Here is a 17,047-nt window from a genome sequence, read left to right on the forward strand (position 1 = left end):
AATAATACAATTGTATAGATTGCCTAATTCGTTTTAAATGAAATCAAGATTAAAAATGTATCGCTCATAGGTCGTGTGTGCAAGTCGATGGAAGCTTTCAAAGGAGAACTGTTCCGGCATATAGGAAGCTTATGCCATCAGTGCCGCTTATTAAGCCACAACACACCGGATTTGGCCAGGCGCGGAATGAAGCCAACCATTGACTGCGACATCATTTCCCCGAAACCTTCTGAACTTCCGAGTGAGCCAAGCGTTCCTTTCAGTTTGAGTTTGCCAGGCTTCCTCGGTTTTTTATCTTTAAGTACAGCGGCAATCACCTCCGCGATCTGCTCACCTTGCTGCCGGGCAAGCTGGGCACTGGGGGAATGTTCGGATGATGCACAATCCCCGACAACATAGATATGCGGCTGCTCGGGTACCTGGTAAAAGTCATTGACGACGATTTTTTCCTGGTCATCCTGTTCAAGCGGGAGTTCGCGCACGAGATAATTCGGCCGCACCCCTGCCGTCCAGATGGTGACATCGTTCACGTAACAAACGCCATTGTCACAGACGCCGTCTTTTTCCACATATTCGACATTGGCGCCATGGATCACCTCCACATCATTTTTCATAAACCAGTCTTCCACATAGTTTTGGATTTTTGGTTCAAATGCCTTTAACACGGACTGGCCGCGATCAAGCAGGCGAATATTCAGATCCGGCCGGCTTTCCCGGATTTCAGCGGCAACTTCAATCCCGCTTAAGCCCGCGCCGACAATGGTAGCCTTGCCGTAAGCTGGTAAATTGCCGATCGCCATGCCGGCATGACGGGCGTAGTTAAAAGTCTGGACACTTTCGGTATAGTCCGCTGCGCCTTCAACGTCATGAAAATTGTCTTCGCAACCGAGCGCAATGATCAAATAATCGTAAGGGACGGATTCATTTTTTTCCTGCAATATAACCTGTTGTTCGGTCGTATCGATTTTGGAAATTTCGGCGTAAATATAGCTCACTTTGTCATGCTCCGGAAAGTCCATGCGCACATCTTTATCAGCGGATGTGCCGGCAGCTATGGTATAGAATTCCGTTTTCACCGAATGATATGGATTGCGATCGATCACCGTCATATGCACATCTTCAGGGAGATTGTGCTCAATGAGGTTCTGCAGGATATTCATCCCGCCATATCCACCGCCAAGGATGACTAAATTTTTCATCTTAAAAACTCCTTAATATGTATAAATGCTCTTACTGTTAAGATTACCAAATGTGGCAATGGAAAACTAGGAAAAGATAGGGAATTGTTTTTGATTTTCCGATTACCACATCACCAATGAGAAGAGATCAGTTCATGAATGGTTTTGCATTACGAAATAGGCGAGGGCCTCAATGGATGGGGGCGTGTGTATCAACGGTAAAAGCACGGATATCAACGGTAAAGGCGCGTGTATCAACGGTAGAAGCGCGGATATCAACGGTGAGGGCGCGTGCATCAACGGTAGAAGCGCGGATATCAACGGTGAGGGCGCGTGCATCAACGGTAGAAGCGCGGATATCAACGGTAAAGGCGCGTGCATCAACGGCAGAAACGCGGATATCAACGGTGAGGGCGTGTATATCAACGGTAGAAGCGAAAACATCAACGGGAGGCGTATTAATCGGCGGCGTTTAATGCTGACATTAAAAGGACCAGGAGCCGCCCCCTGATCCTTCCTACCATTGCTGCTATTTATTCAATACTTTCTTCATCGCGTTCACCCGACCGGTATGGTTGCCTTCGTGAAATGCAGCAATTGCGACCAGCTCACCGTAAGTTTCAGCGCCGAGCATCGTTTCCGGTAACTTTTCTGCAAATTTTTCTTCCGGGATTTGTTTGATCCGCTCTAGCTGACTGCTCAGTTGTTCTGTAAGTTCATCAACACTTGGGACATCGCCGGTCCAGTTCGCCGGTTTGGAGCCATAGCCGAACAGGTTTTTGTAGTGTTCCGGGATATATTCCGTGTTGTCCGGGAACCCGAACAGGAATTGTTCGTTTGTCGTCAGCACATGGCCGATATGCCAGCGGATCGTGTTGTTGAATCCCTCTGGTTGGGCATCAAGCTGCTTTTCATTCAAATCCTTCACTTCATTCATGAACGCGTTGTGGGTAAAGCCGAATTGAGAAATAATCAGATTGCTCATTTTAAAACCTCGCTTTTTATAGTATTTATATCTACTATAACAACTTTTACCTAAACTCTAAATAAAGAAACATTGAGCGGACGAAACCATTAGGAAAGCACAACATAACGCCTACTGGCACAGTGATAAAAGAATGCCGGGATCAACCTTTAACAGACCCTGAGCAAAAGCTTTTTCAAATGATCAGGAAAAGTCCTTATGTTAAAGGAAAAGATGTCACGCCATTTATGCTCGCCAAAGTGGAAGAACTGACCGGCGGCAAAAGTCTTGACGCCAACATCGCACTGGTGAAGCACAATGCCCATGTCGACGCGGATATTGCTGCCAAATTGGCAGAGGAAATGAGATTAATAATTTAGGGAAAAACACATGGGATCGTTTATTCCATGTGTTTTTTCATCCAAACGCATTTGTTTGACACAATAAACAAATCTCGTCACATTAGTTACATAAAGTAACTAAATATTATTGTATTAGTTACATATGTTTAGTAAAAGGAGCGGGGCATGGGCGCATTAGAACTTACTGAATCATATCGGCTAAGCTGGGGAAGCTAGTGGGCGACAACATGGGGGTTTTTAAGAAACGATTTGGAAAAACATCAGCAAAGGAGTCAACCAACATGGCAAATGTTAAATTAGCAATTGTTTATTACAGTTCAACTGGGACCAATTATCGGATGGCGCAATGGGCTGAAGCTGCCGCACAGGAAGCGGGGGCCGAGGTAAAACTGCTCAAAGTACCGGAACTTGCACCGGAACAGGCTATCGCGGCGAATCCGGTATGGAAAGAACACTATGAAGCAACAAAAGATGTGCCTGTTGCAACCTCGGATGACCTTGAGTGGGCCGATGCGATCATCTTCAGTGCACCGACCCGTTTCGGCACCCTGGCTGCCCAAATGAAACAGTTTATTGATACACAGGGCGGCATTTGGGGAGCCGGCAAAACGGTGAATAAAGTCGTCAGCGGCATGACGTCCGCTCAAAATTCGCATGGCGGTCAGGAAGCGACCCTGCTGTCATTATATGTCAACATGATGCACTGGGGTGCGATTATTGCAACACCCGGCTACTCGGATGCGTCAGTCTTTGCTGGCGGCGGCAACCCATATGGTGCCAGCGTTTCCGTCGATCAGGACAACAATATGGTGGAAGATGTGGAAGGTGCTATCAAACACCAGGCACGCCGAACAGTCGATGTGGCTTCCCGCATCGTGGAAGGCAGCTGATTTTGCTCACAAGAAAAGCCGCAGCCCCCTTTTTGGGACTGCGGTTTTTCTATATGAAGGCAGCCTTTTAATTGGATTGGCTGAAGTTGTCACGTAATCGACTGAATTTTACAATTAATACCGCTGGCTCTGTCACGTTCTTTAAAAATTTTTATAATAATAGACTATGATCTTGATATTAAGAAACCCCCGGCAATCACCTGCCAGGGCTTTTCTAATATCAGCATCGTCTATTCCATCAATTCGCTCACAATTTCATAAGAGCGGATGCGGGCATTGATGTCATAGATTTGCGAGTTGATGATCATTTCGTCGGCTTTGGTTTCTTCAAGCAATGTTTCCAGCCCTTCCTTAATCATCGCTTTGGTGCCGATCAGAGTGTATGGTGAATTGTTCGACTGTTCAATAACTGCCTTTTCCATTTCCGACCAGGCCTCATCAGGATTTTCAATCGGCGGCTGTAGCTTCATTGGCTGTCCACGACGGATGTTGAGTGTTTGTTCCTGCTGAGTAGTGGCCAGGTATTTCGCTTCCTCTTCTGTATCAGCGGCGATGATATTGACCCCGATCATCGCATACGGTTTTGACTGCATATCAGACGGTGCAAAATGTTCGCGATACAGGTTCAGTGCCGCAACGGTGTTGTCCGGTGCAAAATGGCTCGCAAAGGAGAATGGCATACCTTTTTGTGCCGACATCCGGGCACTGAAGCCGCTGGAACCGAGCAGCCAGATCGGGATTCTGAGCCCTTCGCCGGGAACACTGTGTACCGCGGCGGTCCCTGCAAAGTAATTTTCCAATTCTTCCACCTGCATCGGGTAATCTTCAACACGCTGGTTCAATGTGCGCCGCAGTGCATAAGAAGTTGCCTGATCAGTACCGGGCGCGCGTCCCAGTCCTAAGTCAATACGGTCAGGATACAAGGTTTCCAGTGTCCCGAACTGCTCAGCGATCACAAGAGATGCATGGTTTGGCAGCATGACACCGCCCGAACCGATGCGCATTTCGCTTGTGGCTCCGGCAATATGACCAATCAGGACTGATGTCGCGGAACTGGCGATTCCCGGCATGTTGTGGTGCTCGGCCAGCCAGTAGCGGTTGAAGCCGAACTTTTCCGTGCTCTGTGCTAAATTCACACTGTTTTTGAACGATTGTTCCGGTGTGCTGCCTTCCAGGACAGGTGCAAGGTCCAGAACAGACAACGGAATATGGTTAAAAGTTTTGGCACTCATATGTCTCACTCCTTAGGGGAAATGATACGACCTGATAGACAGAAGTTCCAATATTTTGCCCAGTAATGTACAAATGATGCTTGATAAAAGGTCTTTAGGCTATGTCATAAACCATAAGGCTGCATCATACATATCGTAATCGTTTGTGAAATTTGAAAGAGGTGACCCATCATCAGTGTTTGTGCAGAACCTCAGACATATGTGCACACAACGTTTCAGGCATTGACGGATGCTGTACTTCCGACAGGACGGCAGGCCCGCGGAACAACCTTTATTGAAACGGATATGGGGATTCATGACTATATCATCTATGAATTGGACCACAACATCGCCATTCAGCAGCAGTTGCATCACCATTGACTGCTGCCGTCCCCTTTTCAAAACAATGTCGGAATCCACCTGCAAAGTACGATGCGGATGGGGTATGTCGTCGATACATCGTGGGAAGTCTATCAGGTGGAACGGCTTTATGTCGCCGATAACAGTGCTGATTACAATGCACTTGGCGGTCCCAATCCGGCACTGACAACACAGGCGTTGGCGACCAGAGCAGCGGAGCAGCTGGCTTTGAAATATTTTTAAATATAAAATGGTCCGTTCATCAGCGGGGCGGTTTCTCCCACTGAAAAATATAGAATGAACCCTGCATTTTCAGGTGATTTCCAGTATAATAGGACTAGGTAAATCTATGCAGGGAGGAGAGGCGATTTGAACCGTTCAGCACATCAGCAATTGATCAAGGACGCAGGAAAGCAAAGACAGCGGCAATTGGAACAAAACAGGGAACGTTTTCAACAGAAAAGCACACGGCAGACACCACGGATTGACCATCATACCCCGATTCACACAACAGACGATCTGCAACGGGAGAAACGCTTGCGAAAACGTGCACAGAAAGAACTACATAAAGCACGGAAAAAGTTGGATGAGCAACAGCAAACGATCCAGGAAACGAATCGTGCATTAAAAAAACGCAACCGACAAGTCGCTGAACTTAAAACCCAGCGGTGGGAACACCTGCAATCCCGGAAAGAGGCTGAAAACCTCAAAGACAGAATAGCGGAACTGGGAAGCCACGTCCAGAGAGAACGGACGGAGCGGCAGAAGGCTGAGGAAACCATCCGGCAAATGGAAGCGGAACTCGAAAAAAAGCTGAAACGCAACAGGAGGATGTCTGCACACACGAACAGGGTCAAGCACTTAAAACAGGAAAATGCAGCCCTCCGGCGGAAAGTGGAAAATTATGATTTGCTGACACGGCAGAAATACGGAAATCTCGAACGGGAAGTCCGAACGCTCCGAAATGAGGTGAGCATTCATCGCCGTCGTGAAAGGGAAGTTGACCAAAACCCGATGCACTTGATTGCCTACATGAAACAACATGTCACATCCGACTATCTGCCCGACCTGCTGGAAATGACAGAAGCCTTCATTAAGAGCGAGAATTTACCCTTTTTCTATCGCGGTTCCCATAACCTGTTTTATTTGTTTATGCGCCGGGTCAATTTACTCTCATATCAATCAAGAGACCGAGATACCTCCTACCTGCTGAAAAACACACAAAATACTAATGCAACAACGCGTCTCGGGTTTTTAGTTTATGATCAGGAAGGCTGGCAATTTACGGATGTTTCTGAAACCAGCCGTCATCAGGTTTACCCGGTGACAAACAACGTCAGCGGCAGCCATCTTACGGAAGACCGGCCGGCAAAAGCAATCCTCAATCACAATGGTGCCAAAGTACTCCAGCAATTTTCCATGAATACGCCGGAAACCAGTCAGCCTAAAGGAAAGCCATCGACAACGAATCATCCAAAAAAACAGTATCAACATTTTGGACAGTTCAGCGTTCTGGTCATCGGATCCCGCTTTTTGAACCATTATAAATACCGATTGGAAAAGCACGGCTGCGTCACGGACATTCATAATCCATATGAAGAGAGTTTTGAAGTGCTGCGGGGAAGAGTCGGCCGTGCCGAGATTATTCTTGTATGTGAACGGCATATACCCCATAATGTGTGGGACTATGTGGATAAAACACAGCCATTTGTCAGTGTCCTGAAGCGTGACAGCAAAGATTTGATTGCCGCCCATGCTTACTTGACGTTAAAGCGCTGTGAGCTTCTTTAGCGGCAGGATTCCATTTGCCACATTGCCTCACATGCCGTATTATAGTACAATAGGTCATTGGAACGTTTCGAAATGAGGGATACACATGAACAATAAATCCATTTACGGCTTAACATATGAGCAACTGGAGAATTGGCTGACGAATCATGGCCAGCGCCGTTTTCGTACAGATCAGGTATGGAACTGGCTTTATAAAAAACGCATCAATGAATTTGCCGATATGAAAAATGTCAACAAAGAAACCATCGCGCTGCTTGAGGAAAACTTTGCCTTGCACACAACCAAAGAAGAGCTCAGACAGGAATCAGAGGATGGCACGATTAAGTACTTGTTCAGGCTGTCGGATGGCAACCTGGTTGAAACGGTGTTAATGCGCTTCAACTATGGTCTCTCGGTTTGTGTCACGACTCAGGTTGGCTGCAATATCGGCTGTTCATTCTGCGCGAGCGGACTGCTCCGGAAAAACCGCGACCTAAATAGCGGCGAAATCGTCGAACAGATCATGAATGTGCAGAAAGATATGGACATAAAAGGAAACGACGAGCGTGTCAGTCACATCGTGGTCATGGGGATCGGCGAGCCGTTCGATAATTTTAATAACCTGATGGACTTCATCAATGTTGTGAACGATGATGCTGGCCTGAACATTGGTGCGCGCCATATCACCGTATCAACGAGCGGACTTGCCCATAAAATTTACAAGTGGGCGGATACCGGCACACAGGTCAATCTGGCCATCTCACTGCACGCACCGAACAACGAACTGCGGACATCGATCATGAAAATTAACCGGGCTTTTCCGATCGAAAAACTGATGAAGGCAGTTGATTATTACCTGGAACATGTCAATCGCCGGATCACCTACGAATACATCATGCTGAAGGACGTCAACGACCATAAGGAAGACGCAGAAGAGCTAGTGGAGCTGCTTGCAGATAAACGGCATCTTTCCTATGTGAACCTGATCCCGTATAATACGGTCAGTGAGCATGATCAGTACCAGCGAAGCGACTCATCAACGATTCAGGCGTTTTATGAAACGTTACAAGCGAAAGGTCTGAACTGTGGTGTCCGCTGGGAAAACGGGGCTGACATTGACGCTGCTTGCGGACAGCTTAGAAGCCGGCAAATTAAAAAAGAAAACATCGGCTAATCAAGCGATGTGCTGTGTCTTTGGAATAAGGCCGCGACGTTTATAAAACATGTGAAACTTCACCCTTTGGATTGACTTGTCCAGAGGGTTTCTTTCGTTTTGGTGAGGAAAAAATCAGGATTTTGTATTATTAATTCATATTTTCGTGTACTTTTTCATTGTCTATATAAGTATATCATAATATAATTATATCACTATAAACTGGGAAGGGGGAATTTTTGTGCTGCAAACTGCCATCGAAGTGGAAGAGGCTGCGGTCATTTTAAAATTAATGGGCGATAAAACAAGGTTGACGATGATGAAGTTAATTGATCATCAGGCGTGTTGTGTTTGCGAATTTGTTGATATTTTTAAAGCAAGCCAACCATCCATTAGTCAACATATTAGAAAATTAAGAGATGTTGGATTGGTTAAGGAAGAACGAAAAGGACAATGGATTTTTTACTCTATCAATAAAAATCATGGATATTATCCATTTGTTCAGCAAATTCTTGACCAGGTACCCAGTCAGGATCACAAACTGAAAGAGTTGGACGAAAAAGGCACACGCATTATTTGTTGTTAATTGGAGGGGAATATTTTTGTCATCAACGTTGATACTAGCTGTTTTAATCTTTTTCGTAACCCTTGTTTTTGTTATTTGGCAGCCCAGAGGATTGAATATTGGATGGTCTGCCATTGGTGGAGCCATCGTTGCGTTATTAGCAGGGGTTGTCGGTTTTAGCGATGTCATTGACGTAACGGAAATTGTATGGAACGCTACCCTGGCTTTTGTTGCTATAATACTTATTTCATTGATATTGGATGAAATTGGCTTATTTGAGTGGGCAGCGCTACATATGGCACGGATTGCAAAAGGTAATGGAATAAAGATGTTTGTCTATATTAGTATTTTAGGTGCAGTGGTAGCTGCCTTTTTTGCCAACGATGGCGCAGCGTTAATCCTAACACCGATTGTCCTGGCAATGGTTCGGAATTTAAACTTTACGGAAAAAATGATTTTTCCGTTTATCATGGCCAGCGGTTTCATTGCGGATACGACATCATTGCCTTTTGTCGTCAGTAACCTTGTTAATATTGTGTCAGCTGATTTCTTTGATATTGGATTTGTGGAATATGCATCCCGAATGATTATTCCAAACGTATTTGCATTAACAGCAACCATTACGGTTTTATGGATCTATTTCAGAAAAAGTATCCCGGGATCATATGATGTTTCGCAATTAAGTGAACCTAAAGAAGCTATTAAAGATCATCAAATGTTTCGTTTATCATGGTATGTTCTTGGCTTATTATTGGTTGGTTACTTTGTAAGTGAGTTCATTATGCTTCCTGTTTCTATTGTTGCAGGGGTTATAGCGGTATTCTTCCTGCTGATGGCCAGAAACAGCAAATCGGTGGATACAAAAGCAGTGGTAAAAGGGGCGCCCTGGGATATCGTGTTTTTCTCGCTGGGTATGTATGTGGTCGTTTATGGATTGGGAAACGCCGGACTGACGAGCGCTTTGGGCACGGTCATCGAGGCAGCTGCGGAACAGGGCTTATTCGTGGCGGCGGTATCAATGGGCTTCATTGCGGCTTTCCTGTCTTCGGTCATGAACAATATGTCAACCGTGATGATTGATGCGCTGGCGATTGCTGAAACAGATACTTCCGGCTCCATTAGAGAGGCACTGATTTACGCGAACGTCGTTGGTTCTGACCTGGGACCAAAGATCACACCCATTGGTTCACTTGCGACGTTAGTATGGCTCCATGTCTTGTCGCAAAAAGGTGTCAGGATTTCATGGGGAACTTATTTTAAAACGGGGATCATGTTAACAATCCCGATCCTGTTTATAACCTTACTGGGTCTGTTTTCAATGCTACTGGTTTTATAAAGTCAACAAAGGAGAATCAGGATGTCTCAAAAAAAGATTTATTTTCTGTGCACAGGGAACTCATGCCGTAGTCAAATGGCAGAAGGCTGGGCTAAAAAGTACCTTGGAGACGAATGGGAAATTAGAAGTGCCGGTATTGAAGCACATGGGTTAAACCCAAATGCGGTAAGAGCCATGAAGGAAGTCGGCATTGATATATCTGGTCAGCAATCGGAAAAAATTGATGCAGCATTTTTTAATCATGCAACGATGGCCGTAACCTTATGTGCGGATGCGGAAGACAGATGTCCCATGACACCTCCCCATGTCAGAAGAGAACATTGGGGTTTTGATGATCCGGCAAAAGCGGAAGGTACGGGAGAAGAAGTATGGCAAGTATTTCAGCGCGTTCGTGATGAAATCGGAGAACGCATTAAACGCTTTGCAGAGACGGGGAAGTAAGCAGGACGATGAGATGATTCGATGTGTTTTATCTGAAGAATCGTTCAACATGAACCAAGTCTCATTAATGGAGGCTGGGACAAAACGAAAGTTTATCATAATAGACGAACCATAAATTGATTCAGCGAAGTATATGTCCGTAGCGAGTTAACAAAATTATGTTGTTTGGATTTTTGATTGGTATAAACACTGTTGTCCCAGTCTCTTTACTATGCATCACCCTTTCAAGCATTCTATAGGAGGCTCCAGAAAACAAGTTCTGCCCATTACGGGATTCATAGTAATCAATTGACGGGTATTTTTTAATTTACGACAATCATCAAAAAATTTGTCGTAATATATTGCATTTCGCGACAGGAGATAGTATGATAGACCTCATTGATATATTGCATATGGCCTAAAAATTAGATACATCATAGGAGGAAGGTCTCATGAAGGGGAAACTGTCTTTTTCGTCTTATGCAGCAATTGGTGTTATGCTGTTCGCATTATTTTTTGGAGCTGGAAATCTGATTTTTCCGGCACAACTTGGCCAAAACTCCGGTACAAACCTCTTGCCGGCGGTTACAGGATTTTTAATTACGGGTGTAGGGTTGCCGCTGTGTGGGATCATTGCGATGAGTTTTTCAGGTAGCCGTAATTTACAGGAACTTTCAAGCCGAGTACATCCGGTTTATGCTGTTTTTTTTACATCTCTGCTTTATTTGACGATCGGTCCGTTTTTTGCATCACCTCGTACAGGAACGGTTGCGTTTGAGGTTGGGATCTCGCCATTTATCAATGAGTCTTCACAGCAAATCGGGTTATTTATTTTCACTTTGCTGTTTTTTGCTGCGGTACTGTGGTTTTCATTAAAGCCTGCCAAGCTCGTTGATAATGTCGGAAAGATTTTGGCTCCAGGGTTGGTTATTCTGCTTGTGGTGCTTCTTGTTACAGCGATTATTAGTCCAATAGGAGCGATCGAGGGACCGCAGGAAGGCTATTCAAGCGGCGCATTTATGACTGGTTTCCTTGAAGGATACAATACAATGGATGCACTTGCGTCACTGGTATTTGCTATTATCGTTATTAATGCTATTCGGGCGATGGGTGTCACATCCAATACCGATGTTCTTAAAACGACCCTGAAGGCTGGCAGTATTGCTGTTTTGCTGCTCGCTGTGATCTATTCTGGAATCGCATATTTGGGCGCAACGAGTACAGAAGTTTTTGGAATTTTCGAGAATGGTGGTCCTGTTCTAAGTAGCGCTGCGTCCCATTATTTTGGCACGTTTGGATCTGTTTTGCTAGCTATCATGATCATACTGGCATGTATGACGACGGCGATTGGACTGACAACAGCCAATGCGGAATATTTTCACACACTTTTTCCGAAGATCAGCTATAAAACACTGGTTGTTTTCTTTGCTACCTTGACCTTTATTATTGCAAACTTCGGATTGACGAATATTATTACCTATTCTGTCCCGGTTTTGATGTTTCTATATCCGCTGGCGATTGTGTTGATGATCTTAACATTCTTGTCTCCACTGTTTCATCATGCACGCCTGGTTTATGTTTCAACGATCGCTGTTACGTTTTTGATTAGTATCTTTGATGGTCTCAAATCGCTTTGTGAATCATTGGGGATTGAATATTTCAGTTGGATGCAGCCGGTTATTGATTTCTACGAGGAAACGCTGCCCCTATATAGTGGGGGACTCGGATGGCTAATCCCGGCTGTTATCGTTATTGCGGTGACCGGTATTATCAGTCGTTTTCAAAATAATAACGCCGCGGTCCATGCTTCATGAGCGCATAAAAAGCCGGCTGCCCCTTTCAGGGTAGCCGGCTTTTTATGTGTTTTTTATTGAAACTCCTGTAATGTACGGAGCCAGTTTTCTTTCATGACGGCGACAGCTTTCTCTTTGTTGTCATCCTTCATGGCGGCGATAATGGTACTGTGTTCTTCGACAGATTGCTCGGTCAGGACAATGGAATGATGGAAAAAATGTCTGCGAACATGTGGCTGCAATGATTCCACCATTCCCTGTATGTAAGTATTTTTCGTTATATCAACAATCAATTGGTGGAATGCTTCATCGACTTTTAACGCGCCATAACCGTTATTAGAATCGATTGCCTTGGCAAAGCGTTCGTTAATGGCTTCAAGTTGTAAGAGGTGGTCCTCGGTCAGATGGTCAATGGCCAGTTCAGCGGATAAAGACTGTAGCGCTGCCAGTGGTGGGAGAAGATCTTTAATGGCCTCGCGTTCAATTTCAGTGACTTGTGTCGCTTTACCGGGGTACATCTTAACAAACCCCTGTACTTCCAGAAGCTGCAGCGATTCACGTACCGGCGTTCTGCTGATGCCCAGTGCTTCAGCCAACTCACCGTCATTTAGCTTTTCGCCGGGAAGCAGTGTTCCATCAATAATCCACTGTTGAAGTTGGTTGAAGGCACTCTCCTTTGCAGACTGCCTAACGGGTTTTGCGTGGTTAGCAGGTATTGGCATAGGAAATCCGCCTTTCAATTAAGCATTTTGTATGTATCTAGTATACAGGAAAATTTACTCAATTGAAATATGCAATATATTACATTACTGCATTTAATGAAAAGGTTTTTATAGTACTGCATACAAAACTGTATACGAGTATACAAATTGAAGACGTATTGAAAACAATTTTGTATTCATGTAAACAAACGCGTTTATACATTGGTATACAAGCGTGTTCATAAAACGTGTACACGTATACGAAAAAGAATGCGAAAAAAGTCTGATTGCATATTTGAACGAAAATGATTAATCTAATAGGAGAGGTTATTGAACACCTCTATTATTCTATATCATTTTCACGAGAGGAGAATGCAACATGAAAACGTCAAGAGTCGCAGCAGTCGATGTGGGAAATGATGCCGTCAAGGCAAATTTTGGCAAACTGGAAAATGCGTACTACATACCGAACGTCATTGCACGGGATATGGAAGATAGACCAGTGATCGGGATTGAGGATTTGGATGAAAAAGATCCACTCGAAAATTTGCACATCCGCGTCCATTCCCCTGCTCTTGAGGAGAATAATGCGGTTTATCGTGTAGGGACTCTGGCAACGAAAACGAATAACTCCACTGAACTTGACCAGGGCAGCAATAAATCAGAGGAGGATCAGACGCTGGTAATGCTGTTTGCTTCGATTGCGCTGGACGCTGTCAGCAGTAATGCTTTTAAAGCAAGTAAGAGTGATGTGATAGATGCCAGCTACACATTGGGTACCGGACTGCCGCTAAGAGAAGTCAAGGAAGGAAAAGATGTGGGCTATCGCTCCCAGCTGCTTGGCTCGGTGCATCAAGTGGAATTTCTGGTTACACCGCAGCATCAGGGTAAAAAAGTCAATATCAAATTCGATGAAGTCAAAGTATATCCAGAAGGCTTTGCCGCTTATGTGAATCTAATCATGGATAATCATTTGAACGTGATTAACCAGGAATTGATAGACAAGCAGATTCTGATTCAGGATATCGGTGGCCTGTCGACCGACATCGCGGTTATCCGCAACCGGAATGTCGATGATGATAAGGCACAGGGCTTTCCGCTCGGTGTGGCTGAATCTCTCGAGGAAATACGCGATGAAATCCGGACAAGGCATGGGGTAGAGCTGGACAGCCGTCGTGATGTGGTCGATATCATCACGCGAAAAAATGACCGTCACCATATCATGGTTAAAGGCAGCCGGACCAACATCCACGACATTACCGATCGGATTTTGCTGGAATTGGCTAAAAAGGAATACCGGAATCTCCGCAATGTCTGGCAGAAAAATTCACAGTCAGAAATCTGCTATTTTGTTGGCGGCGGTTCAGCTGTATTAAAAGATTATCTTAAAGCACTCAATAACAAGCTGGATGGCTATAATATTGACTTCTTTGAAGATGAACAGGAAAGCATCTGGATGATGGCCAACGCGTATTATAAGCTAATCATGGACTTTGTGAATAAACATACGCAGGCCGATACAAAGGAAACAGCCGCCGCTGAAGAAGAGTAGGGTGATACCATGCAAGGATCCAAAAAAACAATTGAACGCGGCCAGTCGATGACTTTCCGCATTCCATCCGACACACCCGATTATCTGCTAAAGCAGCTGCAGAAACTGAAGGAAACCGAACGGCGCAATTTTTCCAGTCAGATCGCGCAATATGTGCTGAAGGGTGTCAATGAAACCTTCACGCGTGAGCGCGAAACCGTGACAGTGCCGCTTCCCCGACAGCTTACAAAAGAGCAGAAAAATTGGCTGAAGCACGAACATTCAGAGGCGCTGATCGGAACCATTATTTATCAATTGCTGCAGGATCCGATTCGGGCAACCGCGATTTTGTCCACACTGAATGGTAATCAGCCGATGGAGCCGGAACCACCTGTTTCTGAAACGCCAGTTGTGGAAGAACCCGAAGAAGCACCGTCCGTGGAGGACCAAGTCGATGTGGATACAGTTGGACTTGATCAGTTGGGCGATTTGCATGAAACGGACCAGGAAGACACGGACAAGCCGGAAGAAGACCCGCTGGCAGATTTTTTCTCCAAAATGAACAAGTAAATAGATGATCCAAGCTGTCTTGACATCCAATCAGGGCAGCTTTTTCATCAGCTTTTATAAAATCGGCGACAACGGCGGTCATGCATAAGATACCGAATTCCAATCAAACTAACGATAGAAAGGAGTTTGATACAGTGGAATTCGATTGGATATGGAAGTCCATTTTGATTGTGATCGCGGGTACGTTTCTGTTAAGGCTTGCCGGCCGCAAGTCTATCTCTCAGATGACCCTGCCGCAGACGGTTATCATGATTGGGATTGGTTCATTGCTCATTCAGCCTGTCTCCGGGTCTAACATCTGGGTCACAATAGCTGTCGGTATCCTTTTGATTGCAACGCTGTTTATAATGGAATATGTGCAGGTGAAAGGGAATTTTTTTGAAAAAGTCATTACCGGTAAATCCAAAGTATTAATCGAAAATGGCGCCTTAAATGAGAAGAATCTCAAAAATCTTCGCTTGACCGTTGACCAGCTGGAAATGAACCTGAGGGTGAACAATGTTAAAAGTATTGATGATGTGGAATGGGCAACACTGGAACCGAATGGCCAGGTCGGCTTTAGTCTGAAAAACGATGCCCAGCCCGTCACGAAGAAGGAATTCAATCAGTTACAATCCGACGTTCAGCAAATTTTAAGCCAGCTGTCCACCGACTCTCAAATCAATCAACTTCGAACCCAGTTGAATAGTCTCAACAATCAAATTGCCCAAATGCAGACAAAGCGTGACATGTTTAAAGAACTGGATGAAGAGGACCCGGAAGCCCCATCGCCAAAACCCTTACAATGACGATGGGGGTTTTTTCGGCCACAGTTTGTCAGCTGGCTCAGACTAGGAAGAGTCCTGCTACGAGGTAAAGCACTGCTGCAATTCCCGCCCCGACAGCGCAGATCTTCAATTTATAGCGGGCATAATCGACCAACGGCAATTCCAGAATAGAGGCAGTCGTAATGGTCGTGTCCCCGAGTGGTGAGGTCATGGCACCGAACGACCCGCTGGCAAACACAGCCCCGACTGTCAACGGAATCGATGCACCGGTTGAGACAGCCAGCGTGATCCCCAGTGGCATGAAGATCCCCCATGTTCCCCAGGAAGATCCGAGAAAGTAACTGACCACCGCCCCAAGTACAAAGACAATCGCCGGTATTGTAAAGCTCGGTAAGAATGAACCAAGTGTTGCATTAATAAATTGGGAAAAACCCAAGTCCTCCGTAACCAATGACAATGCCCAGACAAGAATGAGCAGGATAATCGCCTGCATGAGCTGATTGCCGCCATCATAAAAATGGAAAATCGTCTCTGCCATCGACTGACGCCGGATCATATAAAACACAAATGTCAGAATCAACGTGATGAAGACAGCCAGCAGCATGACAAACGTTGCATCTGCTTGTGAAAAGGCCTGGAAGACAGTGTCCGCACCCTTGGTCACACCATTCTGCCACAACAGAAACAGCGACAATCCCAGAAGTAAAAACAAAGGAACAATCAAGTTCCATGGCTGGGCTTTGACCGTCGACAGCTCTTTTTCAATGCCGGCACGATGATAGTCAGGCCCGTTGTTCTCCCTACCGGCCTGCTTCTTCGGCCGCTCTTTCTCAGACGATGACCAGAATGTCCGGATCAGTCCGACCGCCAGCATTACAATGGCGAAAAAATTAAACAGAATACTGAGCAGGAAAATATGATAGGGATCCATGTCGAGGTTATGTTTTTGAACGCCGCTTTCAACAAGCGAAATCATAAACCCGACAAATGCTGTTGCGACAGGCAAAAGGACAATCACCGAGCTTGTTGATACATCGAGCGTAAACCCGACTTTCTGCTTGGTAATGCGCATATCTTTCATCAGTGATTTGACGACCGGTCCGATCATCATAGTCCGAAACATCGGCATCATGAACGTAAATGGCAATGTCAGCCAGATCAGTCCCAGTAAGCCGCGCTGTGATTCAATCTTGTCTCCAACCCATTCGGAAAAGCCTTTAATGCCGCCTGAAATCTGCATCATACCAATTAGGCCGCCAAACAGATAGAGAAAAGCGATGATTTTGATGTTACTTTCATCCGACAGGGTTGTGACGATATAGTCCACTGATTTTTGGGTCCCGCCAAGTACACTGAATTCAACGAGTAGACCTCCAATGAGGACACCCAACACGAGCCCCGGTAAGATTTTCTTCAGCCAAATCGATAATCCAATCACAATGACAAACGGGATGAGGGAAAGCCACTCCATTGATC

At 45.3% G+C, this 17,047-nt stretch carries 17 protein-coding genes and 2 pseudogenes; 14 read left to right on the forward strand and 5 right to left on the reverse strand.

Annotated elements, in window-relative coordinates:
* Positions 1 to 137 precede the first annotated feature (137 nt).
* Positions 138 to 1,199 (reverse strand): NAD(P)/FAD-dependent oxidoreductase, encoded by a 1,062-nt coding sequence (locus E4U82_RS09565; RefSeq protein WP_135109973.1) that lies wholly within the window; start codon positions 1,197 to 1,199, stop codon positions 138 to 140.
* A gap of 172 nt (positions 1,200 to 1,371) precedes the next feature.
* Here E4U82_RS09565 and E4U82_RS09570 point away from each other — a divergent pair, with 172 nt between their 5' ends.
* Positions 1,372 to 1,689, forward strand: a complete 318-nt coding sequence (locus E4U82_RS09570) for a hypothetical protein (protein WP_135109974.1) — start codon at positions 1,372 to 1,374, stop codon at positions 1,687 to 1,689.
* A gap of 18 nt (positions 1,690 to 1,707) precedes the next feature.
* On the opposite strand, the gene E4U82_RS09575 is transcribed toward E4U82_RS09570, so the two are convergent.
* Positions 1,708 to 2,163 carry a DinB family protein gene (locus tag E4U82_RS09575; protein ID WP_135109975.1) on the reverse strand — a complete coding sequence of 152 codons (456 nt, stop codon included), beginning with the start codon at positions 2,161 to 2,163 and terminating at the stop codon, positions 1,708 to 1,710.
* A gap of 197 nt (positions 2,164 to 2,360) precedes the next feature.
* Here E4U82_RS09575 and E4U82_RS09580 point away from each other — a divergent pair.
* Together E4U82_RS09580 and wrbA are read left to right on the forward strand one after the other, a co-directional pair.
* Positions 2,361 to 2,522: pseudogene (locus tag E4U82_RS09580) on the forward strand (pseudouridine-5'-phosphate glycosidase); the annotation flags it as partial.
* A 209-nt stretch (positions 2,523 to 2,731) separates the two neighbouring features.
* Positions 2,732 to 3,394, forward strand: a complete 663-nt coding sequence (gene wrbA, locus E4U82_RS09585) for an NAD(P)H:quinone oxidoreductase (protein WP_135110015.1) — start codon at positions 2,732 to 2,734, stop codon at positions 3,392 to 3,394.
* Positions 3,395 to 3,624: 230 nt separating this feature from the next.
* Here wrbA and E4U82_RS09590 read toward each other — a convergent pair whose 3' ends face one another.
* Positions 3,625 to 4,626 carry an LLM class flavin-dependent oxidoreductase gene (locus E4U82_RS09590; protein WP_135109977.1) on the reverse strand — a complete coding sequence of 334 codons (1,002 nt, stop codon included), beginning with the start codon at positions 4,624 to 4,626 and terminating at the stop codon, positions 3,625 to 3,627.
* A gap of 201 nt (positions 4,627 to 4,827) precedes the next feature.
* Between E4U82_RS09590 and E4U82_RS19850 the strand changes: the two genes are divergently transcribed.
* The 8 genes and pseudogenes from E4U82_RS19850 (at position 4,828) to brnQ (ending at position 12,023) form a co-directional block, all read left to right on the forward strand.
* Positions 4,828 to 4,986, forward strand: coding sequence for a hypothetical protein (locus tag E4U82_RS19850; protein WP_167751372.1), 159 nt, complete (start codon positions 4,828 to 4,830; stop codon positions 4,984 to 4,986).
* 33 nt (positions 4,987 to 5,019) lie between these two features.
* A pseudogene (locus E4U82_RS09595) lies at positions 5,020 to 5,208 on the forward strand (GMC oxidoreductase); the annotation flags it as partial.
* Positions 5,209 to 5,334: 126 nt separating this feature from the next.
* A complete protein-coding gene (locus E4U82_RS09600; RefSeq protein ID WP_135109978.1) occupies positions 5,335 to 6,756 on the forward strand; it encodes a hypothetical protein in 1,422 nt (473 codons plus the stop codon).
* An 85-nt stretch (positions 6,757 to 6,841) separates the two neighbouring features.
* Positions 6,842 to 7,909: a dual-specificity RNA methyltransferase RlmN gene (gene rlmN, locus E4U82_RS09605; RefSeq protein ID WP_135109979.1), complete on the forward strand. Its 1,068-nt coding sequence runs from the start codon at positions 6,842 to 6,844 to the stop codon at positions 7,907 to 7,909.
* Positions 7,910 to 8,129: 220 nt separating this feature from the next.
* The gene (locus E4U82_RS09610; RefSeq protein ID WP_135109980.1) at positions 8,130 to 8,474 is read left to right on the forward strand and encodes an ArsR/SmtB family transcription factor; all 345 of its coding nucleotides are present in this window, start codon (positions 8,130 to 8,132) and stop codon (positions 8,472 to 8,474) included.
* A gap of 16 nt (positions 8,475 to 8,490) precedes the next feature.
* Positions 8,491 to 9,789 (forward strand): arsenic transporter, encoded by a 1,299-nt coding sequence (locus E4U82_RS09615; RefSeq protein WP_280688663.1) that lies wholly within the window; start codon positions 8,491 to 8,493, stop codon positions 9,787 to 9,789.
* Positions 9,790 to 9,810: 21 nt separating this feature from the next.
* A complete protein-coding gene (gene arsC, locus E4U82_RS09620) occupies positions 9,811 to 10,230 on the forward strand; it encodes an arsenate reductase (thioredoxin) (protein WP_135109981.1) in 420 nt (139 codons plus the stop codon).
* Positions 10,231 to 10,661: 431 nt separating this feature from the next.
* Positions 10,662 to 12,023 (forward strand): branched-chain amino acid transport system II carrier protein, encoded by a 1,362-nt coding sequence (gene brnQ / locus E4U82_RS09625; RefSeq protein WP_135109982.1) that lies wholly within the window; start codon positions 10,662 to 10,664, stop codon positions 12,021 to 12,023.
* Between the two features lie 53 nt (positions 12,024 to 12,076).
* Here brnQ and E4U82_RS09630 read toward each other — a convergent pair whose 3' ends face one another.
* On the reverse strand, positions 12,077 to 12,724 hold the full coding sequence (locus tag E4U82_RS09630) for a GntR family transcriptional regulator (RefSeq protein ID WP_135109983.1): 648 nt from the start codon (positions 12,722 to 12,724) through the stop codon (positions 12,077 to 12,079).
* Positions 12,725 to 13,082: 358 nt separating this feature from the next.
* Between E4U82_RS09630 and E4U82_RS09635 the strand changes: the two genes are divergently transcribed.
* The 3 genes from E4U82_RS09635 to E4U82_RS09645 all read left to right on the forward strand — a co-directional run bounded on the left by E4U82_RS09635 (position 13,083) and on the right by E4U82_RS09645 (position 15,592).
* Entirely contained in the window at positions 13,083 to 14,255 is a 1,173-nt protein-coding gene (locus E4U82_RS09635) for a ParM/StbA family protein (RefSeq protein WP_135109984.1), read from the forward strand.
* A gap of 9 nt (positions 14,256 to 14,264) precedes the next feature.
* Positions 14,265 to 14,804 carry a hypothetical protein gene (locus tag E4U82_RS09640; RefSeq protein WP_135109985.1) on the forward strand — a complete coding sequence of 180 codons (540 nt, stop codon included), beginning with the start codon at positions 14,265 to 14,267 and terminating at the stop codon, positions 14,802 to 14,804.
* Between the two features lie 134 nt (positions 14,805 to 14,938).
* Positions 14,939 to 15,592 carry a YetF domain-containing protein gene (locus tag E4U82_RS09645; protein ID WP_135109986.1) on the forward strand — a complete coding sequence of 218 codons (654 nt, stop codon included), beginning with the start codon at positions 14,939 to 14,941 and terminating at the stop codon, positions 15,590 to 15,592.
* A gap of 37 nt (positions 15,593 to 15,629) precedes the next feature.
* Here the strand turns inward: E4U82_RS09645 and E4U82_RS09650 are convergent, their stop codons facing one another.
* Positions 15,630 to 17,042, reverse strand: coding sequence for a Na+/H+ antiporter NhaC family protein (locus E4U82_RS09650; protein ID WP_135109987.1), 1,413 nt, complete (start codon positions 17,040 to 17,042; stop codon positions 15,630 to 15,632).
* Between the last annotated feature and the right edge of the window lie 5 nt (positions 17,043 to 17,047).

This window comes from Lentibacillus salicampi, assembly GCF_004565465.1.
GTDB lineage: Bacteria > Bacillota > Bacilli > Bacillales > Amphibacillaceae > Lentibacillus > Lentibacillus salicampi.